The organism is Pseudooceanicola sp. DL12 (genome assembly GCF_056270665.1).
In genome coordinates this window covers 4,194,331-4,210,593 of record NZ_CM149884.1, presented here as the reverse complement: position 1 = coordinate 4,210,593, position 16,263 = coordinate 4,194,331, and the positions used below count along the sequence as shown (strand labels likewise).

Here is a 16,263-nt window from a genome sequence, read left to right as displayed (position 1 = left end):
CTGCTGGGCTTCGGAATGGACCTGACGTCCAAGGAAGCGCGCAAATGACCATGGCAGACAAGAGCGGGGCCGCCGAGAGGCAGGCCAGCAAGGATACGGCACGCGGGGCGAGCGGCCAGGCGACGGTTGCAGACGCCGACGACGAAGGCACCTCGGGGCAGGGCGGCGAGAGGGCCGCCCGCAAGGCCCGCGAGGCGCGGATCATCGGGCCGGTGGCCGGCGATCTCAAGTACGCCTCGGCGCTGAGCGTCACGGCGAGCCTGCTCTGGGTGGTGCAGGCCGGTTGCCTGGCCTGGGCCGTGGACGGCTGGGTGAATGGCGACGGGACCCTGCGGCAGGGCGTGATCGCGGCGGGGATCTTCCTCGGTGTGGCGCTGCTGCGGGCGGGGCTGGACTATCGCGCGGGCGGACTGCTCTTTGATGCGGCGGACCGGGTGATCGGGCGGGAACGCGAGGCTCTGATCGCCCGCGAGGCACTGGCGCCCGGGGCCGCCTCGGCGCGGATCGCGGCGCTGATCGCGCAGAAACTGCCGCTTCTGCAACCCTGGATCACGCGGTATCGGGTCGCAATGATACGTACAATGATCGTTCCGCTCGTCCTGCTGGCGATCACCTTCTACATCTCCTGGGCCGCGGGGCTCGTGCTGCTGGTGGCGGGGCCGCTGATCCCTGTGTTCATGGCCCTGGTGGGCATGGCCGCCGAGCAGGTCAGCCGCAAGCAACTCGACGAGATCGGCACCATGAACGAGATGCTGATGGACCGGCTGGCCGCCCTTCAGGACATCCGGCTGCTGGGCGCGACCGAGCGCGCGGCCGAGGATTTCGAGATCCGGGCCGAGACCCTGCGGGAACGCACCATGTCGGTGCTGAAGATCGCCTTTCTCTCCTCGACCGTGCTGGAGCTGTTCGCGGCGCTGGGCGTGGCCATGGTGGCCCTGCTGGTGGGCTTTGCCCTGCTGGGCGTCACCGGCTGGATCACCTGGGGCACGCCGCTGACCATGGCGCAGGGGCTGTTCATGCTGATCATCGCGCCCGACTTCTTCCAGCCGATGCGCGATCTGGCCGCGGCCTGGCACGACCGTGCCTCGGGCATGGCGGTGGCGGCCGAGCTGGAAGAGCTCGACGCCGCCCCGCGGCAGGCGCTGCTGGGCACGGGGGCACGGGTCGCCCCGCTGCCGGGCGCGCTGAGGATCGAGACTCGGGCCGCGATGGTGAACCTGGGCGGGCGGCGGCTGCGGCTGCCGGACATGGATGTGCGTCAGGGCGAGAGCATTGCGCTGACCGGGCCGAGCGGTGCCGGCAAGACCACGACACTGGCGGCCATTGCGGGACTGCTGCCGGTGGCCAGCGGGCAGCTGGACGTCTGTGGGCAGATCCTGGACGATACGACGGCGGATGGTTGGCGGGCGCGCATCGCCATGGTGCCGCAGCAGGTGCATTTCGCCGACGAGACCCTGGGAGATTTCCTGGACCCGGCGGGCACCGGGGCCGATCCGCGCGCGGCGCTGGAAGCGGCCGATGCCGTGCATGTCCTGGACCGTCTGCCCGAGGGACTTAAGACGCGCCTGGGCGAGACCGGTGGCGGTGTCAGCGGTGGCGAGGCGCGGCGGCTGATGCTGGCGCGGGCGCTGCTGTCGGGGGCCGAGCTGCTGTTGGTGGACGAACCCACGGCGGACCTCGACCCGGAAACGGCGGCGCGGATCATTGCCGCGCTGCAGCGTGCTCAACAAACTGGTCATACTCTTCTGGTAGCGACCCATGACGACCGGATGCGCGATGCGCTCGACCGTGTCGTGGAGGTGAAGCAATGACCCGCGCTCCGATCATGCAGATGCTGAAACTGCTGTTGCAGGCCTCTCCGGGCGCCATGTTCCGGGGTGCGCTTCTGAGTGTCATGGTTCTGATGATGGGGACCGCGCTGCTGGGCCTGTCGGGCTGGTTCATCACCGCCACCGGAGTGGCCGGCCTGGCGGGGATCGGCATTGCCTTCGACGTTTTCGTTCCCTCCGCCGGCGTACGGATGCTGGCCATCGGGCGCACCGCCGCACGCTATGGCGAGCGGGTGCTGACCCATGATGCCACGCTGCGGGCGCTTGCGGCGCTCCGCGTCGAGCTGCTGCGCCGTCATGCCCGGCAGGGTGCCGCGGCGCTGGCCCGGCTGCGTGGCGAGAGCGCGCTGACCCGGATCATCGCCGATGTCGACGTGCTCGACGGGCTGGTCCTGCGGGTGTTCCTGCCGATTCTCGCCGCGGTGCTGACCCAGCTGGCGGCCTTTGTCGCGCTGGGGCTGCTGGCCGGCTGGCCGGTGGCCTGGGCGCTGGCGGCCGGCTATGTGCCGGCGAGCCTCTTCGTGCTGATCCACCTCGGGGTCAGGAGCCGCGCACCCTCGGATGAGGGCGAGCGGCAATTGCAGGCGCTGCGCCGGGGCACGATCGACATGTTGCGCGACCGTCCGGCACTGGCCGTGGCGGGGCAGCTGCCCGCGCGGCAGGAGAGCCTGCGGACGCTCGACCGGGGCGCCCGCACCGCAGCCGCCACCCTGGACCGGGCCGACCGGCGCGCCGGGCTGCTTCTGCAGATGGCGGTTGCCCTGGCCACGGCGCTGACGCTGGTCGCCGGCGCCTGGATCTGGCAGCAGGGCGCGGCCAGCGCCAGTGCGGCTGCCATCGGCATCTTCGTGGCCCTCGCCCTGGGCGAGAGCGTGCACCCGCTGCGCCGGGGCATGACCGAGTTGGGCCGTATGCGCGGCGCTGCCGACCGCATCGTGGCCGATGCCGGGCAGGAGGGACTCGTTGCGAGGGGCCATGGCACCCCGGATTCCGCCGCTCCGCTGCTGCGACTTTCCGGCGCAGGCCTGCCCGAGCTCGAGCTTCGGGCCGGCGAGGCGGTGGCCCTGGTGGCCCCTTCGGGTGCCGGGAAAACCACCCTGCTGCTGGAGATCGCGGCCCTGCGCCCCATGCAGGAAGGACCGGAAAACATTATTGAAATCATGGGCCTGGCTCCGAGCGACTGGGACGATGCCGCCCTGCGCGAGGTCCTGGCCATGGTTCCGCAGCGTTCCGCGCTGATCGCCGGAACCGTCCGCGACAACCTGTCGCTTGGCTGCCCCCGTGCCTCTGACGCCGAAATGTGGGATGCCCTGCGAGCCGCGGCGCTCGACCGTGCCATTGCCGCCAAGGGCGGGCTGGACGCGCGGTTGGGTGAAGGTGGATCGGGACTGTCTGGCGGACAGGCCCGGCGGTTCGCCATCGCCCGCTCCCTATTGAAACAACCGAGACTGCTGATCCTTGACGAGCCCACGGAAGGGCTCGACGCGGAAACAGCCCAAGCCTTGTTGTCTGGCCTGCGCAATGCGCTGCCCGAGGCCGCGATCCTGGCCGCACTGCATCGCCACAACGATCACCCGATCTTTGGACGGCAGATCAAAATGGGTCTTCGCCCTGTGACCTGGTCACAGACGGAAAACACCAGCGATTGGTCTCGCGCCCCCTCCCGGCGCGGCACCGTTAATCTGGATTGAGGAGAGTACCTTATGGAGCTCGATATCGTCGATCTGTCACGACTGCAGTTTGCGTTGACAGCATTGTACCATTTCCTCTTCGTGCCGCTGACCCTGGGCCTGGCGCCCATCGTCGCGATCATGGAGACGGTCTATGTCATGACCGGCCGCCCGATCTGGCGGCAGATGACCAAGTTCTGGGGGACGCTGTTCGGCATCAACTTTGTGCTGGGCGTGGCCACCGGGATCACCATGGAGTTCCAGTTCGGCATGAACTGGAGCTACTACAGCCACTACATCGGCGATATTTTCGGGGCGCCGCTCGCGATTGAAGGCATGATGGCCTTCTTCCTCGAGGCGACCTTCGTCGGGCTGTTCTTCTTCGGCTGGGACAAGCTGTCCCGGGTACAGCACCTCGTGGTGGCCTGGCTGGTTGCCATCGGCTCCAACTTCTCGGCGCTGTGGATCCTGATCGCGAACGGCTGGATGCAGCACCCGGTGGGCGCAGAGTTCAACCCGATGTCGATGCGGATCGAGATGACCAACTTCTTCGACGTCGTCTTCAACGCCGTTGCCCAGGCCAAGTTCGTGCACACGGTTTCGGCCGGCTATGTCACGGCCTCCTTCTTCGTGATGGGCGTCAGCGCCTGGTACATGCTGAAGGGCCGTCACATCGACCTGGCCAAGCGCTCGATCGCCATTGCCACTTCCTTCGGCCTGATGGCGTCGATCTCCGTCGTCGTGCTGGGCGATGAATCCGGCTATGACGTGTCGGAAAACCAGAAGATGAAGATGGCTGCCATCGAGAGCATGTGGGAAACCGAGCCTGCGCCGGCCCCCTTCACCGCCATCGGCATCCCCTCCAACGAGGATCGCGAGACCAAGTACGCCATCAAGATCCCGTGGCTGATGGGCCTGATCGGCACCCGGTCGCTGACCGAGGAAATCCCCGGTATCGACCAGCTGCTCGCGCAGAACGTCGAACGGGTTCGCAACGGTATCGTCGCATATGACGCGCTGATGGACGTGCGCGCCCAGGGTGCGGATGCACCGCAGGCGGACATCGACGCCTTCAACGCCCATTCCGACGACCTCGGCTATGGTCTGCTGCTGAAACGCTACGTGGATGATCCGCGTGACGCGACCGAGGCACAGATCCAGCAGGCGGCCTGGGATACCGTTCCCCTCGTCTGGCCGATCTTCTGGGGCTTCCGCATCATGGCCGGCCTTGGCTTTGCGATGATCGCGGTGATGATGTACATGTTCTACCGCTCCTCGTTCCGCGGTCAGACCTTCCCGCGTTGGGCCCTGCGCATGGCGGTTATCGCCCTTCCGGCCCCCTGGATCGCGGTGGAAATGGGCTGGATCGTGGCCGAGTTCGGGCGTCAGCCCTGGACGGTGGACGGCATCCTGCCGACGGCGCTCTCTGTCAGCAGCCTGAGCGTTCAGGACGTGTTGCTCACCATCGCCGGCTTCGTGATCCTCTATACCACCCTGTTCATCGTCGAGATGGGCCTGATGCTGAAATACATCAAGAAAGGCCCGTACATGGACGTCGCCGAAACCGACGCCTGGATGGAACGCCACGAGAAACGCATGCTTGGCACCTCCGGTGACGACAGCCTGCGCTCGAACGTGGCCCCTGCGGAGTAAATACCAATGATTCTGCATGACCTAATCTCATACGACGTGCTTCGCGTGATCTGGTGGCTGCTGCTCGGCGTGCTGCTGATCTTCTTCACGCTGACGGACGGCTTCGACCTGGGTACGGCGACGCTGCTGCCCTTCGTGGGCAAGACGGACGCAGAGCGGCGGGTGGTGATCAACACCATCGGCCCGGTCTGGGAAGGCAACCAGGTGTGGTTCATCCTGGGTGGCGGCGCGATCTTTGCCGCCTGGCCGCCGCTCTACGCGGCCAGCTTCTCGGGGTTCTACCTGGCAATGTTCGTCATCCTGGCCTCGCTGATCCTGCGGCCCGTCGGCTTCAAGTACCGCTCCAAGCGCGATGGCGTGAAATGGCGGCGCAACTGGGACTGGGCGCTCTTCGTGGGCGGCACGGTTCCGGCCCTGCTCTTCGGGGTGGCCATCGGCAACGTGCTGCTGGGCGTGCCCTTCGAGCTGAACGCCGACCTGCACCTGTCGTTCGCAGGCCCCTGGTGGTACAAGTTCGTCATCCTGCTGCGGCCCTTCGCCCTGCTGGCTGGTATCGTGTCGCTGGCCATGTGCGTGACCCATGGCGCAACCTGGCTGATGCTGAAGACCGAAGGTGACGTGCAGCTGCGCGCCCGCCGCTATGGCGCGGTTGCCGGTGTCATCACCATGGTGGGCTTTGCCCTCGCCGGCCTGTGGCTGGCCGTGGGCATCGACGGCTATCACCTGGCGGCTCCGCATGTGCCCAACGGCCCGTCCAACCCGCTGATGAGCGAAGTGGTGCACGGCGGCAGCTGGCTCTCGGCCTATGGCGAACGTCCCTGGATCGCCATCGCACCGATCCTCGGCTTCCTGGGCATGGCGATGGCCGTGCGCGGCCTGCGCAAGGGCAACGAAGGCTCGACCATCCTGTGGTCGAAGCTGGGCATCCTGGGCGTCATCTCGACCGTGGGTCTGACCATGTTCCCGATGATCATGCCGTCCAACATTTCGCCGGACAGCTCCCTGACGGTCTGGGACGCCTCGTCCTCTCACCTGACGCTGTTCATCATGCTGGTTGCCGGCGTCATCTTCCTGCCGATCATCATCGCCTACACCTCCTGGGTCTATAAGGTCCTCTGGGGCAAGGTGACCGAGGAAGAAGTCGTCACCAGCGAAAGCGCTTACTAAGGAGACCCTACCATGTGGTATTTTGCCTGGATCCTCGGACTGCCGCTTGCTGCCGGCTTCGCCGTTCTGAACGCGATGTGGCTGGAAATGCAGAGCGACCGCAAGCTGCTCGCCCGTCACAAGGACAGCGAGTAACAGCACACCGGCCCGGCCCGTTGCCCTGTCACGGGGCGGCGGGCCGGGGCACCGGACCAACAGAACAGGCGCAGGGGCGGCATAGGTCGCCCCTGCGTTTTTCGTTTGCAGGGGAGGAGCCCCCGATGCGCGGGGTGCCATTCGGCCAGGCGTGCCGTGGGGGCATTGATCACCGTCAAGACGGGGTCATGGAGGGGATGCTAGGCTGATGGCGACTCGGGCAGGAGGCCCGGAGGCAAGAGGAGGGGCAAGATGGATCAACCGACCAGGCAGAGGAACAAGGAACTGGCCACGCCCGGGGCTCCGGAGGGCCGGGTGGCCACGGTGGACCGCAACTTCCACGCTGCCCTGGCCAATGTGACGGGGGGGCTCTCGCCCACCTCGGTGGGCATGGCGTGGTACGACTGGGCGATGCACCTGGTGGGCAGCCCGGCGAAACAGGCCGAGCTGGCGGGCCTTGCGGTGCAGGGCCTGGCCGAGCTGCCGCGCGAGATCGTCGATTGCGCGCTGGACCAGGAGGAGCGTCCCGAGCTGCAGGCCGACAGCCGCTTTGCCGCGCCGGAATGGCAGCGCTTTCCCTACAACCTCTGGGCCGGGTCGTTCCTGAAGACCGAGCAATGGTGGAATGCCGCCACCAGCGGGATGACCGGGGTGGATCCGCACCACGCCAGCGTCACCAACTTCGGCGCGCGGCAGGTGCTCGACATGGCCTCGCCCTCGAATTACCTGGCGACCAACCCGGTGGTCCTGAACCGCACCGCCGAGGAGCACGGCGCCAATCTCGTGCGGGGGTTCCGGCAGTTCCTGGCCGATGTGACCGAGCAGAACCCGGTGCCGGAGGGCACATTTGAAGTGGGGCGCGACGTGGCGCTGACGCCGGGAGACGTGATCTATCGCAACCGGCTGATCGAACTGATCCGCTATCGCCCGGCGGGCGACATGGTGCGGGCGCAGCCGCTGCTCTTCGTGCCGGCCTGGATCATGAAATACTACATCCTCGACCTGAGCGCGGGCAATTCCATGGTGAATTTCCTGCTGGCCCAGGGCTTCGAGGTCTACATGATCTCGTGGAAGAACCCGGACCGCGACGATGCCGACCTGTCGATGCAGGATTACGTCGACCTGGGCGTGCGCGCGGCGCTGGACGAGATCACCCGGCTGGTGCCGGAAGAGAAGATCCACGCGGCGGGCTATTGCCTTGGCGGGACGCTGCTGACCATAACCGCCGCCGCCATGGCGCGTGACGGCGATGACCGGCTGGCCAGCGTCAGCCTGCTCGCGGCGCAGACCGATTTCAGCGAGCCGGGCGAGATCGACCTGTTCATCGACGAGGCCCAGGTGGCCTTTCTCGAGGATATCATGTCGCAGCAGGGCTATCTCGAGGCCGGCCGGATGTCGGGGGCGTTTCAGATGCTGCGCTCGAACGACCTGGTCTGGGGCCGGATGGTGCGCGCCTACCTGATGGGCGAGCGTGGGCGGATGAACGACCTGATGGCCTGGAATGCCGATACCACACGGATGCCGGCCACGATGCATTCGCAGTACCTGCGCGAACTCTTCCTGAAGAATGCGCTGGCGCTGGGGTTCTATCACGTCGACGGGCGGCATGTGTCGCTCGACGACCTGAGCGCGCCGATGTTCGTGGTGGGCACAGAGGCCGATCACGTGGCGCCCTGGCGGTCGGTCTGGAAGATCACCCGGCTGACCGATGCGCCGCTGACCTTTGCGCTGACCAACGGCGGGCACAATGCCGGCATCCTGAGCGAACCGGGCCACCATCACCGCCGTCACCGGCAGGCCGAGGTGACCGACCGGCTGCAGCGGGCGGACGACTGGATGGCGGAAACACCGGCGGAAGAGGGGTCCTGGTGGCCGGGCTGGGCCGAATGGCTGGTGGCGCAGAGCCGCGGCATGCGCAAACCGGCAGTGCCGGAAGAGAGCCTCTGCCCCGCTCCCGGCACCTATGTGCTGCTGAAATGACGCGCCCGGCGCGCCGCGACCTCAGGACTTGATGAGGTCGTCGGCGCCCGGCAGCACGTGGATCATCGAGACCAGCTTGCCGGTCTCGTCATGGTAATCGTTGTAGGCCTTCTGCCAGTAGTCGATCGTCAGCTGCTGCAGGTCGAGCGGATGCTTGCACTGCATCAGCTCCTGCTGCGCCTTGACGTTTTCCTGCATGCGGCCGGTGGCGAAATGATAGATCTCGCTGCCGACGTCCATCCAGACCTCCATCGCCTGCATGCCGAAGGTCAGGCCCATCGGCTCGAGCAGGGAGCTCGAGGTGGTGGCGCCGGCGGAGGCTGTCGCGGCCTGTGCGGCCGTCTTTGTGGGGGGCTTGGCGGCGGGTTTCGGCACCGGGCGGCTGGACGTGCGGGCCGATTTTCGCGGCGCGGGTTTGGGCGCCGGTTTGGGGGCGGCACGGCTGGTCGATGTGGCGGGTTTTGCCGTCGTCTTGGCGGCGGCGGTCTTGGCCGGCGCCTTTGCCGCGGGTTTCTTGGCGGCTGGTTTGGCCGCGGCGGGCTTGGGCTCGGCGGCCTGTGCGGCGGTCTTGGCTGCCGGTTTCGGAGCGGGTTTGGCCGCGGGTTTGGGCGCCGGTTTCGCGGCGACCGGCTCGGGCTTCTTCTCCGGTTCCGGGGGGATGGTGGGCTTGGCTGCCTCGACGGGCTTGGGGGCCTCGGCGGATTTGGTTTCCACGGGCTTGGCCTCGGCCGGTTTCGCCGTGGCAGGAGGGGTGCTGGCCGCCGAGGAGGCGGTGGCATCCTTGCCCGTGCCTTCGTTTTCCGCTGCCATGACGCGTTTGCGCGGCGTGCGGGCCGTGTCGGTCGTCGGGGTGTTCCTTGGGGTTTTCATGAGGCCCTCCCTGTCTGAGGCTTCAGTGAGTGTATGGAGAGTGGGCCAAATTGCATTGATGCATGTCAACGGAAATGCATCGTGCCACCCGATTCAACCTGTGGTTATGTCGGGATCCGTGCCTCGGGCGGCGGTTTCTCCGGCGGCGAGCTCGATGATTTCCGAGGTGATCGTTTCCTGACGAACGAGTCGCTCCTCGGCGCGCAGCTCCTCCAGCTTCTTCTCGGTCTGCTTCTGCGCGGCGCCCATGGCGATCATCCGGGCCATGTTTTCCGCCGCCGTGGCATGGAGCGCGGCGCGGCAGAGACCGGCGTGAAGCGCCTCGGCCATCAGGTGCTCGAGCAGGACGTCGGGGGGCAGGTTGAGCAGCGGCGCGGTGGTGTCGGGGCCGGGCGCGGCGTCGAAGGGAAAGAGCTGAAGCCGCTCGGTGGTGACCCGCCCATCGGGGGCGGTGACCGGAAAGAGTGCATCGATCGGGCCGGGATCCTCGGAGAGCAGCAGGCGGGCCATGGTGTCGGCGGCGCGGGGAATCACCTCGGATTTCGCGGGCATGGCAGAGTGGCGCCATGGGGTGATGCCGCGCTCGGCCGCGACCGAGACGCCCCGGGTGCCCACCAGCCAGATGCGCGGCGGATCGGCCGGCAGGGCATCGAGCACCTTGTCGGAGAAGGCCCCCACGAAGCCCTGTTCGGCGAGAAAGAGCACCAGCGTCGGCGTGCCGGAGGGTGGCGGCGCGGGGGGCAGCTGGGCCAGGGTGCGCGAGAGCGCGCTGCGGATGGTCGCGGTGTAGCTGTCGACGGCGTGCAGCTGGGCCTCGGCCTGGCGGGCGCGGGCCGAGGCGATGCCGCGCATCGAGGAGACCACGGAGCCGAGCCGCTCGACCGAGGCGATATGCGCCGCGATATCGGAGAGGCGTTCGGTCATTCCGCCGGTTCCGGGGCGGCGGTGGCCCCGGTGGCCCCAGTGGAGGCGGGCGGCAGGGTGGCAAGCGCCTGATCGACGGCGGCGAGCAGATCGGCGCGCAGGTCGTCGGTGAGTTCGCCGGTACAGGCCTCGGCCGCATGGGGGGCGGCATGGTTCACCGCCTCGGGCAGCGCCGCGCGCAGGGCGGGGATGGCGGTGATCTCGATCCCGTCGAGCCGTCCCGACTGAACGGCGAGCACGAGGGCGATCTCGTCGGGCAGGCGCAGGGGGCGGTGCTGGCCCTGCTGCAGCACCTCGCGGATGCGGGCGCCGCGCGTCAGCTGTGCCTTGACGCGGGTGTCGGGCATGCCGCCGAAACGGGTGAACATCTCGAGCTCGAGGAACTGTGCGTAATCGAGGCGCAGCGTCTTTGCGGCGTCGCGCAGGGCACGGGCCTGCGTCTTGCCGCCAACGCGGCTGACCGAGGTGCCGACATCGACGGCGGGCTTCTGCCCCTCGTTGAAGAGCTTGGAATCGAGCACGATCTGCCCGTCGGTGATCGAGATAAGGTTGGTCGGGATATAGGCCGAGAGGTTGCCCGCGTCGGTTTCGGCCACGGGCAGGGCGGTAAGCGAGCCGCCGCCCTTTTCGTCGGACAGTTTCGCGGCCCGTTCCAGAAGCCGCGCGTGAACATAGAAGATGTCGCCGGGATATGCCTCGCGCCCCGGGCTCTGGCGGGTGAGCAGGGCGATCTCGCGGTGGCAGGCGGCGTGTTTCGACAGGTCGTCGAGCACCACCACGGCGTGGCGGCCGCTGTCGCGGAAATGCTCGGCCATGGTGGTGCCGGCAAAGGGGGCGATCCACTGCTGGCCGGCGGGGGCCGAAGCGGCGGCGACCACGACGATGGAGCGTTGCAGCGCGCCGCTGTCGCGCAGGGTGCCGATGACGCGGTCGACCGAGGAGGCCTTTTGCCCGATGGCCACGTAGACCGAGACGATGTCGCCCTCCTGCTGGTTCAGCATGGTGTCGAGGGCGAGGGTTGTCTTGCCGGTGGCACGGTCGCCCACGATCAGCTCGCGCTGGCCGCGACCCAGGGCAAAGAAGGTATCAACCACCAGCGTGCCGGTCTGCACCGGGCGGACGACGGGGGCGCGGTCGATGATGCCGGGGGCGGGGCGTTCGACCGGCAGCATGGCGAGGCTGTCGATGGGGCCGAGCCCGTCGAGGGGCCGGCCGAGCGGATCGACGACACGGCCCAGCAGGCCCGGCCCGGTGGGCACGCGCACCACTTCGCCGGTGCCGGAGACCCGGTCGCCCGCCTGCACCGGCTGATCGAGGTCGAGCAGAACCACGGAGACATTGCCGCGGTCGAGCCCCTGGACAAAGCCTGTCTGGCCGCGCTCGAAGGTGACCAGCTCGTCGATGCGGGCATCGGCCAGGCCGGTGACGCGCGCGATGCCGTCGGCCACCTGCGAGACATGGCCGAAACGCTCGACCTGGGGATCCAGCGGCGTCTCGGCGACGGCGTGTTTCGCGCGGTCGAGCCAGGCGGAGGCGGCGGGATCAGGCTGTTCCGGCATCATGGACCTCCTTGGTCATGCGGGTGAGGGCGGCGCGCCACGACAGGCCGACATGCAGATGCGGCGCCTGCAGGTCGATGCCCGCGACGAGCGCGGGATCGGTGCGGAATTCGAGGGTGAGCGGCTGGCCGAGGAGCGTTTCCAGACGCTGCCGCATGGTCGCGGCCTCGGCTTCGTCCAGCGGATGGGCCGTGGTCAGCACGAGAGGGGCGCGGGTCAGGTCGGTGCGTTCCTCCTCGGGCAGGGCGGCAAGGCGGCTGGAAAGACCCTCCAGCGTGGCAGCGCGCAGGGCGGGGCCGTCGACCTCGGCGCCGAGGCGCGCGGTCATGTCGGCGGCAAGATCGGCGGCGCGTGCGGCATAGGCGGCCTCGCGGCTGCCCGCCTCGGCATCCAGACGGGCGCGTGCGGCCTCTGCGGCCTGCTGCGCCTCGCCCTCGGCGACGGCGATCAGGCGGGCGCGCTCGGCCTCTGCGGCGCGGCGCTCCTCGGCCATGGCGGCGCGGCGCTGTGCCTCTATGCCGTCCCGGGCCGCCTGGGCCTCTGCCTTCAGGCGCTCCGCCTCGGCGCGGTCGGCCTCGGCCTCTCGCAACACGGCGGCGGCCTGTTCCCGGCGCGCGGCGATCATCGCCGAGACAGGCTTCCACAGGAAGCGCTGCAGCAGCCAGACAAGGACCACCACGTTGATTGTCTCCAGCGCCAGGGTTGCCCAGTCGAGCGTCATCGGATCAGGGCAGCAGCGGGTTGGCGAAGAGCAGCAGTAGCGCGATGACCAGGCAGTAGATCGCCATGGTCTCGATCATGGCGAGGCCGACGAAGAGCGTGCGCGAGATCGTATTGGCGGCCTCGGGCTGACGGGCGATGGCATCCATGGCAGCGGCGACGGCGCGCCCCTCGCCGAAACCGGGGCCAAGCGCCCCGAAGGAAACCGCCATGGCGGCGGAAAAGATGCTGACGGTGGTGGGGTCCATGGGAAACCTCTTTCAGGTTGCGGTGTCGGGATGGGGGGCTGCGTCGGCGTCGGTCTCCAGGGTGGTCTCCGCGTCGGCCTCGGGGGCGGATTCGGCGACCGTGGAAGAGATGAAGACCATTGCCAGGATCGCGAAGATATAGGCCTGGATCGCGCCGGTGAGCATGTCGAGCGCCATGAAGGGGATCGGCACCAGCAGCCCCGAGAGCGAGAGCAGGATGGCGATGACGAAGGCGCCGCTCATGATGTTGCCGAAGAGGCGGATCATCAGCGAGAAGATGCGGGTGACGGCCTCGACCAGGTTCAGCGGGATCATCACCAGCGTGGGCGCGGCGAAACTGTGCAGGAAGCCCCGGACACCCCCGGCACGGATGCCGTACCAGCCGATGGCGACGAAGACGATCAGCGCCAGGGCGGCGTCGACCTCGAGGTGCGCGGTGGGGGCCTCGATGCCCGGCACGAGAGAGATCCAGTTGGCTGCGAGCACGAAGACGAAGATCGTGCCGATCAGCGCGCGGTAGGGGGCCGGATCGGTCTGCATGGTGTCGCGGATCTGCCCGTCGAGGATCTCGACCATCATTTCCACAATGGCTTGTGGTGCGGATGGGATCTCCATCGACATGTTGCGTGTCACTGCGCGGGCCCCCAGCACCAGCGCGGCCATGATGCCCCAGGTCACCAGCACCGCCCAGGCGATCGGCAGCGGCCCGATGTGGAAGGCCACGGGGGTTTCCAGCGGTGACATCACGGCGCGGGATCCTGGTGTCGCCTCTCCTGTCGCAGCAGCACGGCGCGGCCGATGAAGAGCCCGATGGCGCAGGCCAGGAGCGGTGCTGGCCCGGCCCAGGCGGCGGCCGCGAGGATGGCGATGGTCAGCGCAAAGCGCGCCACCCCGAAAAAGACGGCCCGGCCCATGTGCTGTTCCAGGAGGATGGCGCTGGTGCCCTGCCGCAGCATGCGGAAATGCAGGTAGCCCGCACCGGCCCCGAGGGTCAGGAAGAGCAGGATGAGCGCGATGTCGAGAGAGGTCATGGTCATACGTTGTTCACCCAGTGCCAGGCCATGTAACAGCCGAGGATCAGGCCGAGAATCAGCCCCGGCAGCGTGAAGAAGATGCCGCCGGGGTCGAAGGTGGCATCGAGCCAGCGGCCCAGCAGCGCACCCCCGACCGTGGGGATCACCACCAGCCAGCCCAGCACGCCGATCTGCGCAAGGCGCCTGCCCGTGGACTGCCCCTCGCGGCGGAAACGGCCCTCGCGCTCGGCGCGCTTGCGGGCGGCCTCGGCCAGGGGTTCGTCACCGTCGTTGCGGGGCGTCGCGCTCACATCGGGATCCCCCGGCTGCCTTCGATGCCGCGCACGATCTGGCGGATCGCCTGCAGGTGCAGGCGGGTGCTGTCGACATGTTCGGTGCGTTCCTCGTCGTCCTGACGGTGAAATCGCTGCAGAACCTCCGATGCGAGGGCCTGCAGATCATCACTCGCCACCGCATCGCGGGTGGAGACATCGACCCTGCCGCCGCCGGTGACAGAGAGGACACCTTCGCGCAGGGCGACGTGATGACGGCTGCCATCGGCACAGGCATAGCTGAGCACCGAGATGTCGACGGCGGTGAGGAAATCGGCGTGGCGCGGCAGGATGCCGAAGCGGCCGCTCTCGTCCTCTGCCGTCAGGCTGACGACGTCGTCGCGCGCCACGACAACCTCCAGCGGGGTGACGATGGAGAGCGAAAGCGTGCTCATGCGGCGGCCTCCGCGCTGGCCTTCTCTTCCTTCTCGCGCGCCTCCTCCAGCGTGCCGACCATGTAGAGCGAGCTCTCGGCCCAATCGTCGGCCTCGCCCTCGAGTATGGCGCGACAGCCCTTGAGCGTATCGGCCCGCGAGACGGTGCGGCCCGGCGTGCCGGTAAAGCCCTCGGTGACGGTGAAGGGCTGGGTCAGGAAACGCTGAATGCGGCGGGCGCGAGCCACCACCTTGCGGTCGGCGGTGCCGAGCTCCTCGACGCCCAGCAGCGAGATGATGTCCTGCAAGTCGCGGAAGCGCGCCAGCACCTGGCGGACGTCGGAGGCGAGCTGATAATGTTCCTCGCCGACGATTTCCGGCGCCAGCAGCAGCGAGGAGGATTCGAGCGGGTCGATCGCCGGGTAGAAGCCTTCGGAGGCCAGCGCGCGCGACAGCATGATGGCGCTGTCCATGTGCGAGGACAGGGCCGTCACGGCGGGATCGGTGAAATCGTCGGCGGGCACGTAGACGGCCTGGATCGCGGTGACGGCGGCCCCGGCGACAGAGGCGATGCGCTCCTCAAGCGCGGCCACCTCGGTGGCGAGTGTGGGCTGATAGCCGACGCGACTGGGCAGGCGGCCCAGCAGGCCGGAAATTTCACTGCCCGCCTGGACGAAGCGAAAGACATTGTCCATCAGGAGCAGCACGTTGCGGTGATCGCGGTCGCGGAAATCCTCGGCGATGGCCAGCGCGGTATGGGGCACGCGCCAGCGCGCGCCCGGTGGTTCGTTCATCTGCCCGTAAACCAGCGCGGTGCGGGCGATCACGCCGCTCGCCGTCATGTCCGAGAGCATCTCCTGCCCCTCGCGCGAGCGCTCGCCGACCCCGGCAAAGACCGACAGCCCCTGGTACTTGGAGGCCATGGCGTTGATCAGCTCCATCACCAGGACGGTCTTGCCCACGCCGGCGCCGCCGAACATCGCCGACTTGCCGCCTTGGGCCAGCGGCATCAAAAGGTCGATCACCTTGATGCCGGTCTCGAAGAGCTGGGTCTCGGTGTCGCGGGCCGCGAGCGTGGGCGGCGCGCCATGGATCGAGCGGCGCGGCACGTCGGCCCCAAAGGGATCGCCACCATCGCGCGGCGTGCCGGTGACATCGACGAGACGGCCGAGCACGTCCTGTCCCACGGCCACCATCAGCGGTTCCATGGTGGCGCGCAGCTCCAGCCCGCGGCTCAGGCCCGAGGTCGACTGGAACGCGATCGCCCGCACGGTATGGGTATCTAGATGGGCATGGACCTCCAGCACCAGCGGCTCGTCTCCGGGCCGGTCGAGGTACATCACCGTTTCGGGCGGCGGCAGCCTCTCGGGGAAATGCACGTCCACCACCGGGCCATGCACGGCCTCGATACGCCCTGTGACGACAGGGCTGCCGAGTGGCGTAACGGTGTCTTCGGTAGGCTCCATGACAATGACCAATCCTGTTGGGAGCGCGTGGAAAGGTACGTCTTTCAAATATTATTCCACGAAAACAGCCGCATTGACGTGAGTCAATGACGAAGGGTCTGCATGCTGGATCCGGGGACAGCCCACGGATCGCGAATTCCGCCTGACGCCGCGTTCAAGGGCGAGTCATGGGCTCCGGCTGCTGAATCCCGTATCATCCGGCCCCGGGCCGGCGCCCCACTCCCCCCGTCGTTTCCCTGTTGGAAATATCCCGGGGGTGTCGCCGCAGGCGACGGGGGCAGAGCCCCCCTTCGACAGGGCACCCCGCGCGGCGATGGCTGCCC

At 68.1% G+C, this 16,263-nt stretch carries 16 protein-coding genes; 6 read left to right on the top strand and 10 right to left on the bottom strand.

Annotated elements, in window-relative coordinates; genetic code table 11:
* Positions 1 to 44: 44 nt before the first annotated feature.
* The 6 genes from AC0WR5_RS19695 (at position 45) to AC0WR5_RS19670 (ending at position 8,434) form a co-directional block, all read left to right on the top strand.
* Entirely contained in the window at positions 45 to 1,811 is a 1,767-nt protein-coding gene (locus AC0WR5_RS19695) for an ABC transporter ATP-binding protein/permease (RefSeq protein WP_475865528.1), read from the top strand.
* The gene (locus tag AC0WR5_RS19690) at positions 1,808 to 3,520 is read left to right on the top strand and encodes an amino acid ABC transporter ATP-binding/permease protein (RefSeq protein WP_475865527.1); all 1,713 of its coding nucleotides are present in this window, start codon (positions 1,808 to 1,810) and stop codon (positions 3,518 to 3,520) included. The genes AC0WR5_RS19695 and AC0WR5_RS19690 overlap by 4 nt, the downstream gene beginning before the upstream one ends.
* Before the next feature lie 12 nt (positions 3,521 to 3,532).
* A complete protein-coding gene (locus AC0WR5_RS19685) occupies positions 3,533 to 5,152 on the top strand; it encodes a cytochrome ubiquinol oxidase subunit I (protein WP_475865525.1) in 1,620 nt (539 codons plus the stop codon).
* Between the two features lie 6 nt (positions 5,153 to 5,158).
* Complete coding sequence (gene cydB, locus AC0WR5_RS19680) at positions 5,159 to 6,319, top strand: cytochrome d ubiquinol oxidase subunit II (protein ID WP_475865523.1); 1,161 nt, start codon at positions 5,159 to 5,161, stop codon at positions 6,317 to 6,319.
* 12 nt (positions 6,320 to 6,331) lie between these two features.
* Complete coding sequence (gene cydX / locus AC0WR5_RS19675; RefSeq protein ID WP_475865522.1) at positions 6,332 to 6,454, top strand: cytochrome bd-I oxidase subunit CydX; 123 nt, start codon at positions 6,332 to 6,334, stop codon at positions 6,452 to 6,454.
* 252 nt (positions 6,455 to 6,706) lie between these two features.
* Positions 6,707 to 8,434: a PHA/PHB synthase family protein gene (locus AC0WR5_RS19670; protein WP_475865520.1), complete on the top strand. Its 1,728-nt coding sequence runs from the start codon at positions 6,707 to 6,709 to the stop codon at positions 8,432 to 8,434.
* A 21-nt stretch (positions 8,435 to 8,455) separates the two neighbouring features.
* Here the strand turns inward: AC0WR5_RS19670 and AC0WR5_RS19665 are convergent, their stop codons facing one another.
* The 10 genes from AC0WR5_RS19665 to atpD form a co-directional block, all read right to left on the bottom strand.
* Complete coding sequence (locus AC0WR5_RS19665; protein WP_475865519.1) at positions 8,456 to 9,304, bottom strand: hypothetical protein; 849 nt, start codon at positions 9,302 to 9,304, stop codon at positions 8,456 to 8,458.
* Between the two features lie 93 nt (positions 9,305 to 9,397).
* Positions 9,398 to 10,228, bottom strand: coding sequence for a F0F1 ATP synthase subunit gamma (locus AC0WR5_RS19660; RefSeq protein WP_475865517.1), 831 nt, complete (start codon positions 10,226 to 10,228; stop codon positions 9,398 to 9,400).
* A complete protein-coding gene (locus tag AC0WR5_RS19655; protein WP_475865515.1) occupies positions 10,225 to 11,790 on the bottom strand; it encodes a F0F1 ATP synthase subunit alpha in 1,566 nt (521 codons plus the stop codon). The genes AC0WR5_RS19660 and AC0WR5_RS19655 overlap by 4 nt, the downstream gene beginning before the upstream one ends.
* A complete protein-coding gene (locus tag AC0WR5_RS19650; RefSeq protein ID WP_475865514.1) occupies positions 11,771 to 12,508 on the bottom strand; it encodes a F0F1 ATP synthase subunit delta in 738 nt (245 codons plus the stop codon). Before AC0WR5_RS19650 ends, AC0WR5_RS19655 begins: the two co-directional genes overlap by 20 nt.
* A 4-nt stretch (positions 12,509 to 12,512) precedes the next feature.
* Positions 12,513 to 12,755 (bottom strand): F0F1 ATP synthase subunit C, encoded by a 243-nt coding sequence (locus tag AC0WR5_RS19645; protein WP_475865512.1) that lies wholly within the window; start codon positions 12,753 to 12,755, stop codon positions 12,513 to 12,515.
* 12 nt (positions 12,756 to 12,767) lie between these two features.
* Positions 12,768 to 13,499 carry a F0F1 ATP synthase subunit A gene (locus AC0WR5_RS19640; RefSeq protein ID WP_475865510.1) on the bottom strand — a complete coding sequence of 244 codons (732 nt, stop codon included), beginning with the start codon at positions 13,497 to 13,499 and terminating at the stop codon, positions 12,768 to 12,770.
* Positions 13,499 to 13,792: an N-ATPase subunit AtpR gene (locus AC0WR5_RS19635; RefSeq protein ID WP_475865508.1), complete on the bottom strand. Its 294-nt coding sequence runs from the start codon at positions 13,790 to 13,792 to the stop codon at positions 13,499 to 13,501. The genes AC0WR5_RS19640 and AC0WR5_RS19635 overlap by 1 nt, the downstream gene beginning before the upstream one ends.
* Complete coding sequence (locus tag AC0WR5_RS19630; RefSeq protein WP_475865507.1) at positions 13,789 to 14,079, bottom strand: AtpZ/AtpI family protein; 291 nt, start codon at positions 14,077 to 14,079, stop codon at positions 13,789 to 13,791. The genes AC0WR5_RS19635 and AC0WR5_RS19630 overlap by 4 nt, the downstream gene beginning before the upstream one ends.
* Complete coding sequence (locus AC0WR5_RS19625; protein WP_475865506.1) at positions 14,076 to 14,495, bottom strand: F0F1 ATP synthase subunit epsilon; 420 nt, start codon at positions 14,493 to 14,495, stop codon at positions 14,076 to 14,078. Before AC0WR5_RS19625 ends, AC0WR5_RS19630 begins: the two co-directional genes overlap by 4 nt.
* Positions 14,492 to 15,940, bottom strand: coding sequence for a F0F1 ATP synthase subunit beta (atpD, locus tag AC0WR5_RS19620; RefSeq protein ID WP_475865504.1), 1,449 nt, complete (start codon positions 15,938 to 15,940; stop codon positions 14,492 to 14,494). Before atpD ends, AC0WR5_RS19625 begins: the two co-directional genes overlap by 4 nt.
* Positions 15,941 to 16,263 lie beyond the last annotated feature (323 nt).

Bases quoted from the DNA above. Each gene is read 5' to 3' on its own strand.
- AC0WR5_RS19695 (WP_475865528.1), top strand. From the start codon at position 45: ATGACCATGGCAGACAAGAGCGGGGCCGCCGAGAGGCAGGCCAGCAAG.
- AC0WR5_RS19690 (WP_475865527.1), top strand. From the start codon at position 1,808: ATGACCCGCGCTCCGATCATGCAGATGCTGAAACTGCTGTTGCAGGCC.
- AC0WR5_RS19685 (WP_475865525.1), top strand. From the start codon at position 3,533: ATGGAGCTCGATATCGTCGATCTGTCACGACTGCAGTTTGCGTTGACA.
- cydB (WP_475865523.1), top strand. From the start codon at position 5,159: ATGATTCTGCATGACCTAATCTCATACGACGTGCTTCGCGTGATCTGG.
- cydX (WP_475865522.1), top strand. From the start codon at position 6,332: ATGTGGTATTTTGCCTGGATCCTCGGACTGCCGCTTGCTGCCGGCTTC.
- AC0WR5_RS19670 (WP_475865520.1), top strand. From the start codon at position 6,707: ATGGATCAACCGACCAGGCAGAGGAACAAGGAACTGGCCACGCCCGGG.
- AC0WR5_RS19665 (WP_475865519.1), bottom strand. From the start codon at position 9,304: ATGAAAACCCCAAGGAACACCCCGACGACCGACACGGCCCGCACGCCG.
- AC0WR5_RS19660 (WP_475865517.1), bottom strand. From the start codon at position 10,228: ATGACCGAACGCCTCTCCGATATCGCGGCGCATATCGCCTCGGTCGAG.
- AC0WR5_RS19655 (WP_475865515.1), bottom strand. From the start codon at position 11,790: ATGATGCCGGAACAGCCTGATCCCGCCGCCTCCGCCTGGCTCGACCGC.
- AC0WR5_RS19650 (WP_475865514.1), bottom strand. From the start codon at position 12,508: ATGACGCTCGACTGGGCAACCCTGGCGCTGGAGACAATCAACGTGGTG.
- AC0WR5_RS19645 (WP_475865512.1), bottom strand. From the start codon at position 12,755: ATGGACCCCACCACCGTCAGCATCTTTTCCGCCGCCATGGCGGTTTCC.
- AC0WR5_RS19640 (WP_475865510.1), bottom strand. From the start codon at position 13,499: ATGTCACCGCTGGAAACCCCCGTGGCCTTCCACATCGGGCCGCTGCCG.
- AC0WR5_RS19635 (WP_475865508.1), bottom strand. From the start codon at position 13,792: ATGACCATGACCTCTCTCGACATCGCGCTCATCCTGCTCTTCCTGACC.
- AC0WR5_RS19625 (WP_475865506.1), bottom strand. From the start codon at position 14,495: ATGAGCACGCTTTCGCTCTCCATCGTCACCCCGCTGGAGGTTGTCGTG.
- atpD (WP_475865504.1), bottom strand. From the start codon at position 15,940: ATGGAGCCTACCGAAGACACCGTTACGCCACTCGGCAGCCCTGTCGTC.